The sequence below is a fragment of the Microbulbifer sp. A4B17 genome, from assembly GCF_003076275.1.
In the GTDB taxonomy this organism is placed as follows: domain Bacteria; phylum Pseudomonadota; class Gammaproteobacteria; order Pseudomonadales; family Cellvibrionaceae; genus Microbulbifer.
Window position 1 is genome coordinate 3,700,001 of the sequence record NZ_CP029064.1, and the last position, 16,461, is coordinate 3,716,461.

Consider the following 16,461-nt stretch of genomic DNA (forward strand, 5'->3'; position numbering starts at 1 on the left):
GCTCATCAATAATCACCGAGATCTTAATTTCAGAAGTGGTGATCATTTGGATATTGATATTGTCTTCACCCAGGGCGCTAAACATACGACTTGCCACATTTGCATGTGAACGCATACCAACGCCAACAATGGAAACCTTCGCGATCTTGTCGTCTGTGATCACCTCTCGGGCTCCAAGTTCCGCAGAAACCCTTTCCAAAACATCGCGAGCCTTAGTCAGGTCATTGCGATGAACGGTAAAAGTGAAATCAGTCGTACCATCGACAGCACTAATATTTTGGACAATAACGTCGACTTCAATATTTTCAGCGCCAACCGGAGCCAGGATTCGGCATGCAACCCCAGGGGTATCCGGTACTCCACGAATAGTCAGTTTTGCTTCATCGCGGTTAAACGCGATACCGGATACAACAGGCTGTTCCATATCGTTATCTTCCTCATCCAGGCTAATCAGGGTTCCGTTACCCTCTTCAAAAGTTGAGAGTACGCGCAGGGGAACCTTGTACTTACCGGCGAACTCTACGGCACGGATCTGCAGCACCTTAGAGCCGAGACTGGCCATTTCCAGCATCTCCTCAAACGTGATGCGATCCAGTCTTCGCGCACTGTCGACCACGCGCGGATCAGTGGTGTAGACCCCATCCACGTCGGTATAAATCTGGCACTCGGTAGCATCTAACGCCGCAGCCAGTGCCACACCCGTCGTATCTGATCCTCCACGCCCCAAGGTGGTGATATTGCCTTCGTCATCCACCCCCTGAAAACCGGCCACAACAATGACCTTGCCTTCATCGAGATCTGTGCGCATCCGCTCCACATCGATACTTTGGATACGAGCTTTGGTATGAGCGTTGTCCGTAAGAATTTTTACTTGCCCACCGGTGTAGGAACAGGCGTCATAACCACGCTTCTTCAGGGCCATGCTCAAAAGGGCAATTGTGACCTGCTCTCCAGTGGAAACCAGAACATCCAACTCTCTGGGATCTGGTTTCTCCTGGATTTGATAAGCGAGATCAATCAAGCGATTAGTTTCACCACTCATGGCGGACAAGACGACAACCATGTCATGCCCTTGAGCGCGAAACGCGGCAACTTTATCGGCGACACCTTCAATACGCTCAATAGAGCCCACTGAAGTCCCGCCATATTTCTGCACGAACAAACTCATAACTTACTGTGTTTCCTTAGCTCCACAACAAGTACGCTTCCTGCCCAACTCGTGCAGGCGCGCACTTAATCACCAAACCACTGTGAAATCAACTTAACTACCCATTCAGGCCACTAATTTGACAAAACTTAACTAGTTTAAGGATTGCTCTATCCAATTTGGCACTTCTTTCAGCATATTAGGGAGCTCTGACACATCGGTTCCCCCGCCCTGGGCCATGTCTTTCCGACCACCGCCTTTACCGCCCAACTTACCAGCGGCGAAGCGCATAAGGTCGCCCGCTGAAAGGCGATCTGTCAGGTCTTTGGTCACTGCCGCCACCAGTGCTACTTTTTCATCTCCCGGAGCCGCCAGTAATACAACACCACTGCCGAGCTTATTCTTCATTTGATCCGCCAGATCTCGCAGCGACTTGGCGTCGGCACCATCAATAGAAGTTGCCAGCAACTTAAAGCCAGCCAAATCGATCGCCTGAGCGGAGAGGTCTCCACCAGCACCACTGGCCAGCTTGGTTTTAAGCTGGGCAATCTCTTTTTCCAGTTTGCGATTATTGAGCAAGAGCTGCTCGACCTTGTCCGCCAGCGAATCCGGGCGCGCTTTAAGTAAAGTAGCGACATGCTCCAGGCGCTGTTGAGCCTGATCGAACAGGGACATTGCGTGAGCGCCCGTTACCGCTTCGATTCGACGCTGACCGGAAGCGATGCCGCTTTCCCCAACAATACGAATCAGTCCAATATCGCCTGTGCGCTTCACGTGAGTACCGCCACACAGTTCAACGGAGAATGCCTTGTCATCGGTTTTACCCATTGAAAGTACACGCACGGTATCGCCGTACTTCTCGCCAAACAGGGCCATAGCACCCATAGCTTTTGCGGACTCAATATCGGTTTCGCGGGTTTCGACCAGGGTATTTGCGCGAATTTGGCTATTCACCAGAGATTCAATCGCGTGCAATTGCTTTGCCGTCACCGCTTCGGGGTGGGAGAAATCAAAGCGCAGGCGCTCGGAGTCCACCAGGGAGCCTTTCTGCGTTACATGCTCGCCCAGCACTTTGCGTAAAGCAGCGTGCAACAAGTGAGTTGCAGAATGGTTCAGAGCGGTGGACTGGCGAACATCTTCAGAAACGGTCGCTTCAAGGGTTTCCCCTACAGCGACACTACCCTTCAATACCTTGCCGCTGTGTAAGTGGTGGGCGCCCTGCTTGGTACAGTCGCGCACTTCAAAGCGGGCATCGCCAGCACGCAAATAGCCGCTATCGCCTACCTGACCACCGGACTCTGCGTAGAAGGGTGTCCTATCCAGTACAACTGCACCCTCTTCACCTTCTTCAAGGCGCTCGACCTGTTCGCCACCTTTGACAATAGCCAGGACTTTGCCGCTCGCCTCAGTCGTGTTGTAACCGAGAAACTCAGTGGCTCCATCCAACTCGAGGACATCTGTATAGTCCTGCTTGAATTTACCGGCGGCACGGGCTCTCTGGCGCTGGGCTTCCATTGCGGCCTCATATCCATCCATATCCAGGGACAGGCCGCGCTCACGGGCGATATCCTGGGTCAGATCTGTAGGAAAGCCATAAGTATCGTGCAGGGTAAATACCAACTCACCGGGAATCTCACTGCCCTCAAGAGAGGCCAGAGCATCCTCCAGTAGCGCCATACCCTTATCCAGGGTCTTGGCAAACTGCTCTTCCTCTTTGCGCAATGCTTTCTCGATCAGCTGCTGCTTCTCACGCAACTCGGGATAGGCATCACCCATCTGCTCGGCGAGCGCCTCTACCAGCTTGTAGAAGAAGATTTCTTTATGCCCAAGCTTGTGGCCATGGCGCACGGCGCGGCGAATAATACGGCGCAGCACAAATCCGCGCCCCTCATTGGAGGGCATAACGCCATCAGCAATCAGGAATGAACAGGAGCGGATATGGTCGGCAATCACCCGCAGGGATTTCTCTTCCAGGTTACTGCAACCGACCACTTCACCCGCAGCTTTAAGCAGCGCTTGGAACAAGTCAATTTCATAATTGGAATGTACATCCTGCATTACGGCGGCAATACGCTCCAGGCCCATGCCGGTATCCACCGATGGTTTGGGCAGTGGGTGCAGTTCACCATCAGCGGTGCGCTCATACTGCATAAATACCAGGTTCCAGATCTCAATATAGCGATCGAGGTCATCGTTATCGGAACCGGGGGGGCCGCCGGGCACATCTGCACCGTGGTCGTAGAAAATCTCAGAGCTGGGGCCGCATGGACCAGTGTCACCCATCTGCCAGAAGTTATCCTCGTCAAGGCGGGAGAAACGCTCGGCACTCACCCCCATCTCTTTCAGCCAGATATCAGCCGCTTCATCATCGCTGATATGCACAGTTACCCAGAGACGCTCTTCGGGCAGACCCAATACCTTGGTCAAGAACTCCCAGGCAAAACGAATCGCTTCGCGCTTAAAGTAATCGCCGAAGCTAAAGTTGCCAAGCATTTCAAAAAACGTGTGGTGACGTGCGGTATAACCGACATTTTCAAGGTCGTTATGCTTACCCCCGGCACGCACACAGCGCTGCGAACTGGTGGCGCGATTGTAGGAACGCTTTTCCTGCCCCAGGAAGGTGTCCTTAAACTGCACCATGCCGGCATTGGTGAATAACAGCGTCGGGTCATTGCCCGGAACCAGGGAACTCGAGGGCACAATGGCATGGCCCTGCTCAGCAAAATAATTCAGAAAGGCGTCGCGAATCTGTGCGCTTTTCATCCGGCGTAATTCCACTTCGTTAGTTGAGTTTTATTTGATTGGCATCAGTGACACGGTGTCACTTATGTTCCACTACCGTGCCAGCCCCTGTTCGGGCATTCTTTTTTGAGCAAGCAGGTGAACATGCAGGTGAAATACGGTTTGACCTGCGCTTCGACCGTTATTAACTACCAGTCGATAGCCCTCGAGTCCCAGCTTGCGCCCCAATTCTGCTGCCACCCACATAAGGTGGCCGAGCAGGGATTTATCCTCAGCCCGAGCAGCAGATAAATTCACCAGGGGTTTGCGTGGGATAATGAGGAGATGGGTCGGCGCTTGTGGCGCGCGATCCTCAATAACGACACATTGGTCGTCCTCGTAGATCATCTCAGCAGGGATATCTCCCGAGATAATTTGACTGAAAACGCTGGGTTCACCCATAGGTTTACTTTTCCAGCTTTTCCTCGGCTGTCAGCTGCCGCGCTTCCGATTCCAGCATGACCGGTATACCGTCCCGCACCGGATAGGCCAGGCCGCTGGCCTTGCAGACCAACTCCTGAGTGTCCTCCCGATATTCAAGCGGCGCTTTACTCACCGGACATACCAATAGGCTCAGCAACTTCTTATCCATGTTCCACCCCACTATTTTCCCCCAGTAATACATCCGGGGGGCAAAAATGACCGCGTATCATACAATGCTTCATACGCTTTTACACGGTATTCGCCATAGCTTCTGCTGCGCTATTTTCTGGATTTACATTTTTTACCCTTGTGTGACAGCAGTGCGCTCTGCAGACACGGAATTAAGATGACTGAGTAACAGCTCCCGAGCCAGACGCCCCTCCTCTACCTCATTAAACACCTCATGGTAGGACCTGGGGAAACAGTGTAGCTGCTTGTTTTTTGAGCTCATTCTCCCAAACCACTTGCGGCTTAGCTCTGCATCAACAATACGATCCGATTCCGGCAATAACAGCAGGCAAGGCACAGTCACCCTACCCAGCTGGCTGGATAGAAATTCCCGCTCTCGCAAAAAAGTCTCAAACCAACGAAGGGAGACACCGTGATGCACCAGATCATCACTGATGTAATTCTTAACAACCTCTGGGTCTCGGGATACCCAATGGCTATTTATTTGACTGGAAAGAACCAGCCCTGGAAACCAGCGAGCGGAAAACAGTGCGAACCATAATAAAAGCCCCCTGGGCTCGCTTTTACCGCGAAAGCCCGGTGCAGAAAGATTCAGGCTATCGACAGATTTATATCGAATAGCGCAGCCACAAGCGATAACAGCCCCCATACTATGCCCAAGCAGGTGCAAGTTAAGGCCAGGGTTTCCACTTCTTACCAGGGCAACAAATTCATTCAGATCTTCACTATAAAGAGCAAAGTCCTCAATATGACCGCGCTTTCCTTCCGACAACCCATGACCATAGTGGTCCAGGGCATAGACACTGTATCCAGCTCGATTCAGCTCCTCTGCCAACTCCCTGTAACGCCCGCTGTGCTCTCCCAACCCATGGGAAATAACAACTACACCAGATGCTTCCTCAAGCCACCAGCGCCGGTAGTGCAGCGTCACCCCCCTTGTGACAAATTCCATTGCGACCTCCTTACTCATTATTATTTTGCTTGTTACTCCAGGGTTTCACGATACCTGCCCAACATTGCCAAGTGATTCATTCGGGATCGCTTAAGTAGCGCCTCCTGGGCTGCCGCAATATTTTCCGCGCGTCCCTGCCAAGCAGCGAGCGCCGGCTCCTGTAGTGCGCGACCATATGAAAAGCTCAACTGCCAAGGTCCACCTCCCTGTTGATTCATTGCATTGAGATTTGCGGTAGCCTCTTCCGGTCCCTGCCCCCCGGAAAGAAAATTAATTCCCGGCACGGCTGCAGGCACCGCTCGCCGCAAACTGCGCAGGGTATATTCCGCCACCTGCTCGGGGTCGGCCGACTTCGCTTCCGCACCCGGAGTTACCATACTGGGTTTAAGTAACATCAACTCCAGTATTACCCCATGCTGATGAAGGGCGTGAAACACAGAGTGCCAAACCCGTTCATTAACCGCTGCACTGCGCTCTATATCATGCTCACCATCCATCAGAACTTCAGGCTCCACAATGGGTACTACCCCCTCGGTCTGGCATACGGCCGCATAACGGGCCAGCATCTCAGCATTTGCGGTAAGCCCGAGGCGCGTGGGGTTGTGATGGCCGATAGGGTAGACTTCGCGCCACTTGGCGAAGCGGGCCCCTTGTTTTTTGTATTGCTGCAAGCGCTCTGACAGCCCGTCCAGACCGTAGGTGATCATATCTCCGGGGGCTCCGGGTAAAGGCCCCTTGCCCTTGTCCACTTTAATACCCGGTAGTATTCCCTGTCCGGCTGCGATTTCGGCTAGGGGCTGACCATCAACATCCTTTTGCCCCAGGGTTTCCTCAAACAAAATAACGCCACTGATACATTCACCCAGCCCTTTACAGGACAGCAACGCAGCGCGGTAGTCGCGCCGGTTCGCCTCGGTGGAGTCCACCCCAATCGAGGCAAAACGTTTAGCGATAGTACCGCTACTCTCATCTGCAGCCAGGATACCTCTTTGGCCATCGACCAAGGCTGCTACAGTCTCCTGCAACATATCAATCTGTGACATTTCTTCCCCTCCCTTGGGTGATTACGCTAAGAGGATAGGCGGCTCTTCCTAAAAAGCTTTGCAGGCTTTCACCGCCCTCCGCCAACCGGTTAACAACTGATCCCGCTCTGCCTGAGTCATTGCCGGCATAAAATCTCTCTCAATTTCCTGCAGACATTCTGGCAATTCCTGTGGCCGCCAATTGCCACTGCCAATACCTGCCAGCAACGCAGCACCAATAGCCGTGGACTCAATCTGGCGAGGTCGCTCTACACGTAAAGAGGAAATATCTGCCTGGAATTGCATCAGAAAATTATTGGCACAAGCGCCTCCATCCACACGCATATGGGTAATCGGTAAACCCAGGGCCTGCTCCATCAAGCGGGCAAGCTCATCGCTCTGGTAAGCGATAGACTCCAAAGTTGCACGTACCACCTCAGCTCGACCAGCTCCGCGACTCAAACCACAGATAGTCCCCCGCGCCGATGGATCCCAGTGTGGCGCACCCAATCCACTAAACGCAGGTACCAGGTAAACGCCGCGGGTATGGGGAATACTCTGAGCGATAATTTCGGTATCCACCGCCTGCTGGATCATTCCCATCTCGTCGCGCAGCCACTGTATCGCGGAACCCGCCGTGAAAACTGAACCTTCTACGGCATAGGCCGGCCTGCCCTGAGCATCGCAGGCCACTGTCGCCAGCAACCCCTGGGGCAACTCCGGGCGATCCTCACCGGCAAAAGCCAGCATAAAGCAACCGGTTCCATAGGTGTTTTTGATACTACCGGGCTCGGTACAACCCTGGCCAAACAGTGCGGCCTGCTGATCCCCCGCAACGCCACAGATCGGAGCCGATGCACCGAGAAAGGCATGGGGGTCCGTATCGGTAAAGTGACCGGCCGACGGCAGGATTTTGGGGAGGATGGATTCCGGGCACTGGAAAAAATCCAGCAATTCACTATCCCAGGTTTTATCTTTTATGTTGTACAGAAGGGTGCGGCTGGCATTGGTGTGGTCAGTAAGATGAGCCTTGCCACCGCTCATTTTCCAGATCAGCCAGCTATCTACAGTACCGAAACACAGGTCGCCATTTTGCGCCCTGGTCAGTAAATCCGGGTTGCGGCGGAACAGCCAGGTCAACTTACTCGCGGAAAAGTAGGCATCCAGCAATAGGCCACTGCGCTCTCGCAACCAATCAGACCTGCCAAGCTCCCCCAACTCCCGGCATACCTCTGCCGAGCGCCGGCACTGCCATACAATTGCAGGGAAAACAGGCTCGCCGGTATATCTATCCCAGAGAATGGTGGTTTCACGCTGATTGGTAATTCCCACCGCCGTGATATCGGATGCACGGATGCCGGCGCGCTGGAGTGCTGCAGCACAGACCCGCAGAGTTACCGACCAGACCTCTTCCGCATCCTGCTCAACCCAGCCAGGCTGGGGGTAGTGGTTGGGAATTTCGGAGTAACTGCGGCCAATCAGGTTACCCTTACTATCGAAGATAAAGGCCGTAGTACCGGTGGTTCCCTGGTCAATAGACAGGATCATAGGTTTCTCGCGCTTATTCTTTTAATCTCTTACTGCGCCTGAAAAAACGGCCGAAGGCTATCGACCAGTTATCCGGGCAGCAGTCAGAGTATAAGCCCGATTAATTGCCGTCCAGCGCCCAGCCAATCGCATCTGCGGAAAAGCCCCGATAAGCCAGGTATCTCTGGCGCCGCGCCCGCTCCTTCACCCACTGATCCCGTGGAAGCTCAGCCCCCATTGGAGCCCGATATTTTCTCTGTAGTATCTCCGCTGCCAGCTCAAACCAGTCCACCTCCAGTTGATCCAGTGCCTGAGCAACCAATTCACTGCCCACACCTCGCTGTTGGAGCTCCTGGCGAATGCGCATCGGCCCCAGGCCGCGCTGGACACGGGAACGGGCAAAAACTTCGGAAAAGCGCTGGTCGGATTGGTAGTTAAGTTCCTGCAGGCGCTCAAAGAGCGTATCGAAATCGGCGCTGGGGAATTTTGCCGCGAGCTTCTGCCTCAATTCATAACGGGAGTGCTCGCGGCGGGTCAGCAGCTCAAGCGCCGCGCTGAAGAGCGCTTGAGCTGGATCAGCGGAAAAATCCGCTTTTGAGTACGGCATTTACTCTTCCGGTAATTCCGCAGCCTCTTCAGGAGTGGCCGGGACTAAATCACCGAGCAGCTGCGCGCGCAGCTGGCCTTCAATCTCATTGCGAATATCGGGGTTATCGCGCAGGAACTTGGTGGCGTTTGCCTTGCCCTGACCGATCTTATCGCCCTTGTAGCTGTACCAGGCCCCGGCTTTATCCACCAGCCCCATCTTCACACCGTAATCGACAATCTCACCAATCATGTTGATGCCTTCACCATACATGATCTGGAACTCGGTCTGTTTGAACGGAGGAGCTACCTTGTTCTTAACGACTTTCACTCGAGTTTCGTTGCCCACTACTTCATCGCCGTCTTTAACGGAACCGATACGACGGATATCCAGACGCACAGAGGAGTAGAATTTGAGGGCGTTACCACCAGTAGTGGTTTCGGGGCTGCCGAACATAACACCGATCTTCATACGGATCTGGTTGATAAAGATCGCCAGCGTATTGGTGTTCTTGATATTACCAGTGAGCTTACGCAGAGCCTGGGACATCAGGCGAGCCTGTAAGCCGACGTGGGAGTCACCCATTTCACCTTCGATCTCAGCGCGCGGGGTCAGGGCCGCTACAGAGTCCACTACCAGTACATCAACAGCACCGGAACGCACCAGCATATCAGCTACTTCCAACGCCTGCTCACCGGTATCCGGCTGGGATACGATCAGCTCATCGACATTAACACCCAGTTTTTCAGCGTAGATAGGGTCGAGGGCATGCTCAGCATCTACGAAAGCACAGGTACCGCCGTTGCGCTGGGCCTCGGCAATCACCTGCAGGGTTAGGGTGGTCTTACCGGAAGATTCAGGTCCATAGATTTCAACAATACGGCCGCGCGGCAGGCCGCCTATTCCCAGGGCCACATCCAAGCCGAGGGAGCCGGTGGAGATTGCAGGGATACGCTCGCGCTCCTTATCTCCCATACGCATCACAGTACCTTTACCGAACTGACGTTCAATCTGAGATAACGCCGCCTTTAGTGCCTTGTCTTTATTGGAATCCATGACCATTCCCGTATTTCTGAGCTGTATTGATGGTGGCAAGCTTAACGAAGGATTACTGTATAGGCAACCAGTAAATCCATAAGCTGAGTACCAGCTCCAGGCTGAGCTTGCCACCTATGGAATAGAGGTCTGTAGCTGAGATGAAAGGGGAAGAATTGCCCCAGTGGATACGCTCAAACCGGATGCTCATGGATTATCGACAACATCCCCTTCAGTGCCTTCACCACTGTCTGCGATTGCACCTCAGCTCGATTACCGTTAAATAAAAAACACTTCGCATCGATCTGCACCGGCTCCTGCCCCTCCGCATGGGCCCAGGCAATCCAAACAGTGCCGACCGGCTTCTCGGCAGTACCGCCATCGGGCCCGGCAATACCGCTTACCGCTACGGCGAGATTGGCATCCATCATCGCCAAAGCTCCACAAGCCATCTGCCGCGCAACCGGCTCGCTCACAGCACCAAATTGCTTGAGGTCATTGCTGTCGACGCCTAAAACATTGTGTTTGATGCGGTTGGCATAACTTACAATTGATCCATCAAACCAGTTAGAGGCACCGGCAATAGAGGTAATAGCCGCCGCAATCGCGCCACCAGTACAAGATTCTGCCGATGTCACTCGCCAATCCCGCTTTTCCAGCTCCCGGCCCAACTCGCCGGCAAGCCCGGTTATATCTCTGTGGTCCACTATTTCTTCCTGTTAAACCATTCCTGTGCCCTAGTTCCGACATTACAGCACAGAAGTGGGCACTTATTCTGACTGCCGACCAGCGGCAACTTACAAGTCCATTTTACCCCTGCTGCTCCACAGCCGAAAATACAACCACACCACCAATACTGAACCGTTAAGAATCCTATCGCTTCGACACACACTCTCGCAGGCACGAAAAGATAACCCCCCCAAGTAACCACACAAGCGCAGAAAAGATTTAATAGCCAAAAATTGCCAACAGGCATCAAGCCTATAAATCTGATTTTCACCGCCAACTCACCTCAGATTTAGAATTTAAATTTTAAAAGGGAGATAAATTCGACAAATAATTTCAAATGGTGAAATTAAGAGGCAACAGCAAACTAAAAAGCAAACGTGAATAAACATGGAATTGCTTTAATCCAAACCCTGCGAGTGAGTACATAAAGCAAATGATTTTTGTTTATGCGATAAGCTGGACCAGTCTTACGATGAAGAGCCCATGCTTTCGCTTTGCAACAATCGGCTTTTTGTTAGTCTGTTACTGCTGTACTAAACAAGTAAATATCAAAATAAAAAACAGAAAATCTCCAAGCCCAACAACCATTAATCATCGTGGCAAATTACAGCCACTATAAAAACATAATGAAGTTGGCATCCCCATAGATAATTAAAGAAAGACAAGACCATGAACTTAAAAAAATCAGCGATCGCGGCTGCTATTGTCGGCGCCTGCGTGTCCTCACTTGCCAATTCGAAAACACTGGTATGGGAAGATAATTTTGATGGTGACAGCATCGACAAATCCGTATGGACCTACGATGTAGGCAACTCAGGCTGGGGTAACAATGAGCTGCAAACCTACACCGATGACACTGCCAATGCCTATGTCGAAGATGGCAACCTTATCATTCAGGCACTGCAAAACGACGACGGCAGTTTTACTTCTGCCCGTCTGAAATCCCTGGGCCGCATGACTTATAAATACGGCACCATCGAAGCCCGTATTAAGTTGCCTGATCTGGATGCCGGCTTATGGCCCGCCTTCTGGCAACTGGGCGGCGACTACGGCCAGGTAGGCTGGCCCGCCTGCGGTGAACTGGATATTCTCGAAGCCGGCATGGCTGAAGCTCTTAGTGCCGGTACAGTAAACTCAGAAGTTTCCGGCGCTTTCCACTGGTGGCATGAGTCCGATGACTACACCGGCCAGGCAGACTACGGTCAATCCAAAAACCTTGTTGACGACTTCGGTTCCAGTACAGACCTCACCGAGGACTACCATATTTTCGGTATGACCTGGACACCAGACAGTATTGTCATGTGGGTCGATGATGAAGCCAACGAAGTTATCAGCATCGGGAGTGATGACCCAGCATTTGATGAATTCCGCCAGCACCATTTCCTGATTCTGAATTTGGCGGTAGGAGGTATTTTCCCGGAGATTTATGCCAATAGCGAAATCACCGCCCCGATGCCCGCCAAAATGTACGTGGACTATGTCCGCATCTACGATAACGACGACAGCAGCTACAGCACGGAAATTGCCTTGGCTGAAGACACTGCAAAAAATGGTGATGTCGGCGTATTTTCCGAAGGCAGTAACCTCTCCGAATCCCTGCAGCTTGGCACCGATACAGAAATGTATGTCTGGAATCAAAACAGCATGACAGCCACTGTCAGTGCCGAAGCCGCCGAGGGCGATGAAGCCCTGGAATTTGATATTACCGCTGGTGAATGGTTTGGCATGGGCTTCTGGATGCACTATGACCTGAATCTGATGAACTACGAGAACGGTCATCTTAACTTCAAAATGAAAACCACCAGCAGCCAGACCATCGGCATCGGTATTTCCAGTACTGGTAGCGGGGATGCATGGGTGGACCTGGTAGACGGTGACGATACCTACGGCTTGGAGCGCGATGGCGAGTGGCATCAGGTCAGTATCCCCCTAAGCAAACTGGGAGTGGACTTCAACACTATCAGCCAGGCATTTATGATTCGAGGTGATGCCGCTTCTGAAGATTTTGTTCTGGCCATTGACGATATCTACTTTAGCGAAAGTGTTGAAAAAACAGCACCGACTGGTGTCTTCTCTCTCTACACCGAAACTACAGAGGCCAATTCAACTTTCACACTGGGAACTGATGGCAACCTGTATATTTGGGGCGATACCCTGCTGGAAGCCACTCAAACTCCATTTGAAGGTGAAGAGTCACTCTCCTATTACTCCTCCGGTGCCGGCTGGTTTGGAATGGCATTTACTGCCGACAGTTACTATGACCTGTCCGCTTTCGATAATGATTCCGCAGCGCTGAATTTTGCCCTGAAAACCAGCTCAGATACCACCTTTAAAATTGGTATGAAAAGCGGTAGCGTCAGCGATATCGGCCAACAGTGGATTGAATTTACCAGCGGCTCCGATCCATACGACTTCGCACGCGATGGCGAGTGGCATCAGGTATCAATCCCCGTTTCTGATTTCAGTAGCGAGGTAGATATGTCAAATGTTATCCAGCTGTTTGAACTGTTGGGTGTTGACGGAGATATCAGCGATATCGAGATTGACGATATCTACTTCTCCGGCGGAAGCTCGGACAGTGACAATAGCGATAACTGTCGCCCGCGCTCTCACAAGTGCCATTCTCATCAGAAAAAGCACAAGCATCGCCATGGAGGCTGCACCCCACCTGCTCAATGTGCACAGAGCCCCCGCAGAAACTAAAACTACAAGAAAGGGCGCTGCCAAATGGCAGCGCCCTTTTTCTTTCTACACCACCTGACCTGTATCACCAATACCAAAACCCTCCATATCTGCCGACAGATATCTTCCTTTAAAAATATTTCTGGGCGCTATCAGCATCTAACCGGGTAAAATATACAAACAAGAAAAATGTATATTGCCAACCTGCCTGATCGGTTTAATAAAATCGAAAATAGAATTCCCTCACAAAATATTTGCAAACAAAAGCACGAAGAGAAATTTATTTTTTTGTAAAAAAATTACAAGAAATTATATTCTAAGCATATGCGGCAAGCAGGACCACAACTGGGACAAGAGGTCTGAATTAGCTTTCCTGGAGAACAATCGTTTTGCTAGGCTTTGCCCGTGAGACCCACCTGTTTTTCGAGTGAATTTTAGTCAATTGTGATTTAGATATCTGGCATTCACTGATTTCAAAAGCAGTGTCTGGAGTATCACACCATCATTATCAGGCTTTTTATTCTAATAAATAATTAACAACGAAAGAAAATTATGATTATTAAAAAATCAGCGATAGCGGCAGCTATTGTAGGCACCGTTGTGTCTTCAATGGCCAGTTCAAAAACTTTGGTCTGGGAAGATAATTTTGACGGAGACAGTATCGACACCTCCATCTGGACCTACGATGTTGGCAACTCCGGCTGGGGAAACAACGAATTACAAAACTACACCGATAATAGCGACAATACTTATATTGAAGACGGAAACCTGGTTATTCAGGCAGTACAGGAAAATGATGGCAGCTTTACTTCAGCACGACTGAAATCTCTCGGGCGACTTTCTTACAAATACGGAACTATAGAAGCCCGAATTAAATTGCCAGACTTGGATGCGGGGCTGTGGCCGGCATTCTGGCAGCTGGGAAGCGACTATGGTCAAGCGGGCTGGCCTGCCTGTGGTGAGCTGGATATTCTCGAAGCCGGAATGGCCGAGGCGCTGGAGTCCGGTGTTGTAAATTCTGAAGTTTCCGGCGCTTTCCACTGGTGGCATGAATCGGACGACTATACCGGACAGGCAGATTACGGTGTATCGCAAAACCTGGTTGAGGACTTTGGCTCCAGTTCCGATCTCACTGAGGATTACCACATCTTCGGAATGACCTGGACACCCGATAGCATCGTCATGTGGGTGGATGACGAATCCAACCAGATCGCTGCATTGACCGACACCAGTGATTCCGCATTCGATGAATTTCGCCAGCACAACTTTTTAATTCTCAACCTGGCGGTTGGCGGTATCTTCCCGCAGATCTATGACAATAGCGAAATCACCGCCCCAATGCCCGCGAAGATGTACGTTGACTACGTGCGTATCTACGATAACGATGACAACAGCTACAGCACCGATCTTTCTCTGGCTGCGGATACCGCAAAAAGCGGCAATCTGGGCGTATTCGGAGACAGCAGCAATATTTCCGAATCCCTGACGTTTGGAACCGATATTGAACTCTACGTCTGGAACAATATGGAAAGCCAATCCAGCGTCGATGAGAGCGATGCCCTTGAATTCCAAATGAATGCCGGCGAATGGTACGGCATGGGTGTCTGGATGCACTACGACCTGAATTTGATGAACTATCAAAATGGTCACCTGAACTTCCGCATGAAAACCACCAGCGACGAGACTATCGGCATCGGTATTAACAGTACCAGCGGTGGTGAGTCCTGGGTGGACCTGAGCGTGGAAGGCGATACCTTTGGCCTGGAGCGCGATGGGCAGTGGCACGAGGTGAGCATCCCCCTGAGCAAATTCGGGGTCGACTACAACACCATTAACCAGGCATTTATGGTGCGCGGCGATGGACCGGCAGAAGCCTTTTCCCTTTCTATTGACGACATTTACTTTAGTGAGAGCATCGAAAAAGCGACTCCAAGAGGAACCTTCTCCCTGTACAGTGAAACCGCCGAGGCCGACTCCAGTTTCGAACTGGGCACCGATGGCAATCTGTATATCTGGGGCGAAACCCTGATCGAGACTTCTCCTTCCCCCTACGAAGGCTCTGAATCCCTGTCCTACACCTCCGCAGGTGCTGGCTGGTTTGGTATGGCTTTCACTGCTGACTATTACTACGACATGTCAGCCTTCGATAACGATATCGCTACGCTCAATTTTGCTTTGAAAAGCAGCTCTACCACGACTTTCAAGATCGGCATGAAGAGCGGCAGCATTGACGATGTAGAACAGAAGTGGATTGATTTTGCCAATGGTGCCGACCCCTACGGCTTCGCACGCGATGGCCAGTGGCATCAGATCTCTATCCCCGTAAGCGACTTCAGTGATGAAGTGGATATGTCTAACGTGGTGCAACTATTCGAACTGCTAGGGGTAGATGGGGAGATCAGCGATATCGAGATCGACAATATCTACTTCTCTGGAGGTATTGGAGGCAGCGATGACTCCGGTAGCGATTCCGACAACGGAGACGGCGAGGGTGATAGTGGCGAAAGCGGCAGCCAGGACCTGATTGCACAGGCCACCGTCACTGCCAGCAACGAGATACAGTCCATCGCTAATGCGATTGATGGCGACAGCAGCACCCGCTGGGAGAGCGCTCATGGCGGCGACTCCGTGTGGGTACTCCTGGATCTGGGTCAAGCAGAAGCGCTCAACACCCTGAAAATCGACTGGGAAACCGCCAGCGCTGCTGCCTATACGGTACAAGGCAGCAACGACACTACCTCCTGGACCACGCTGGGCAGCTTTACTGGCGGCACCGCCGGAGAGAGAACCGATGAGCACGCCCTGAGCGGTAGCTATCGATATGTGCGTCTGTACTTCACTGAGCGCAGCACCAGCTATGGCTACTCCATCTGGGAGCTGGGCTTAACAGGTGGTGACGGCCAGGCTGCAAGCATCTCTGCAACCTCTGAACTGCAAAGTGCTGAGCTGGCAATCGACGGAGATAGCAGTACCCGCTGGGAGAGTGCTCACGGTATCGAAAATGTCAGCCTGACCTATGATCTGGGCTCTGTGCAGCCTATCAGCACCGTTAATATCGATTGGGAAACCGCCAATGCTGCTGCCTATACTCTGCTCGGCAGCAGCGACGGCAGCAATTGGACAGCTATTGAGTCATTTTCCGGAATGGGAACCGGTGAGCGCACCGACACAATTACGGTAGAGGGTAACTACCGCTACCTGCAGATTGATTGCTCCGAACGCAATACCCCGTATGGCTATTCCATCTGGGAAATTAGCACCTTCTAATATCAATTGGGGCAGTACTCTCACAGTGCTGCCCTTTCTTCAAGCCAGCTTCCAGAAAATAAGGTTCCAGCATCAGGGCTATATTAACCCCGTCACACCAGTTTATTCCTATTCAAATACG

12 protein-coding genes (1 of these 12 running past the window's edge) are annotated in these 16,461 nt (G+C 51.9%); 2 read left to right on the forward strand and 10 right to left on the reverse strand.

Translation table 11 applies throughout. From position 1 onward, the window contains the following. The 10 genes from BTJ40_RS16285 to BTJ40_RS16330 form a co-directional block, all read right to left on the reverse strand. On the reverse strand, window positions 1–1,168 hold the 5' portion of the coding sequence (locus BTJ40_RS16285; protein ID WP_108734082.1) for an aspartate kinase. Its footprint begins 65 nt before the window's first position; the window shows 1,168 of its 1,233 coding nt (coding positions 1–1,168); it begins with the start codon at window positions 1,166–1,168; the stop codon falls past the left edge of the window. A 132-nt stretch (window positions 1,169–1,300) separates the two neighbouring features. Beyond that, complete coding sequence (alaS, locus tag BTJ40_RS16290) at window positions 1,301–3,910, reverse strand: alanine--tRNA ligase (protein WP_108734083.1); 2,610 nt, start codon at window positions 3,908–3,910, stop codon at window positions 1,301–1,303. Between the two features lie 72 nt (window positions 3,911–3,982). Beyond that, a complete protein-coding gene (locus BTJ40_RS16295; protein WP_108734084.1) occupies window positions 3,983–4,330 on the reverse strand; it encodes a histidine triad nucleotide-binding protein in 348 nt (115 codons plus the stop codon). Between the two features lie 4 nt (window positions 4,331–4,334). Further along, window positions 4,335–4,520 (reverse strand): Trm112 family protein, encoded by a 186-nt coding sequence (locus BTJ40_RS16300; protein ID WP_108734085.1) that lies wholly within the window; start codon window positions 4,518–4,520, stop codon window positions 4,335–4,337. A 132-nt stretch (window positions 4,521–4,652) separates the two neighbouring features. Further along, window positions 4,653–5,492, reverse strand: coding sequence for an alpha/beta hydrolase (locus BTJ40_RS16305; protein WP_157954123.1), 840 nt, complete (start codon window positions 5,490–5,492; stop codon window positions 4,653–4,655). A 32-nt stretch (window positions 5,493–5,524) separates the two neighbouring features. Continuing rightward, the gene (locus BTJ40_RS16310) at window positions 5,525–6,535 is read right to left on the reverse strand and encodes a class I fructose-bisphosphate aldolase (RefSeq protein WP_108734087.1); all 1,011 of its coding nucleotides are present in this window, start codon (window positions 6,533–6,535) and stop codon (window positions 5,525–5,527) included. Between the two features lie 48 nt (window positions 6,536–6,583). After that, a complete protein-coding gene (glpK, locus tag BTJ40_RS16315) occupies window positions 6,584–8,062 on the reverse strand; it encodes a glycerol kinase GlpK (protein WP_108734088.1) in 1,479 nt (492 codons plus the stop codon). Between the two features lie 100 nt (window positions 8,063–8,162). Then, window positions 8,163–8,648 carry a regulatory protein RecX gene (locus BTJ40_RS16320; protein ID WP_108734089.1) on the reverse strand — a complete coding sequence of 162 codons (486 nt, stop codon included), beginning with the start codon at window positions 8,646–8,648 and terminating at the stop codon, window positions 8,163–8,165. Next, on the reverse strand, window positions 8,649–9,683 hold the full coding sequence (recA, locus tag BTJ40_RS16325) for a recombinase RecA (protein ID WP_108735301.1): 1,035 nt from the start codon (window positions 9,681–9,683) through the stop codon (window positions 8,649–8,651). Between the two features lie 173 nt (window positions 9,684–9,856). Further along, entirely contained in the window at window positions 9,857–10,369 is a 513-nt protein-coding gene (locus BTJ40_RS16330) for a CinA family protein (protein ID WP_238152032.1), read from the reverse strand. 691 nt (window positions 10,370–11,060) lie between these two features. Here BTJ40_RS16330 and BTJ40_RS16335 point away from each other — a divergent pair. Both BTJ40_RS16335 and BTJ40_RS16340 read left to right on the forward strand, forming a co-directional pair. Beyond that, window positions 11,061–13,094: a glycoside hydrolase family 16 protein gene (locus tag BTJ40_RS16335; RefSeq protein ID WP_108734091.1), complete on the forward strand. Its 2,034-nt coding sequence runs from the start codon at window positions 11,061–11,063 to the stop codon at window positions 13,092–13,094. Between the two features lie 531 nt (window positions 13,095–13,625). Next, window positions 13,626–16,340, forward strand: coding sequence for a discoidin domain-containing protein (locus BTJ40_RS16340; RefSeq protein ID WP_108734092.1), 2,715 nt, complete (start codon window positions 13,626–13,628; stop codon window positions 16,338–16,340). Window positions 16,341–16,461 lie beyond the last annotated feature (121 nt).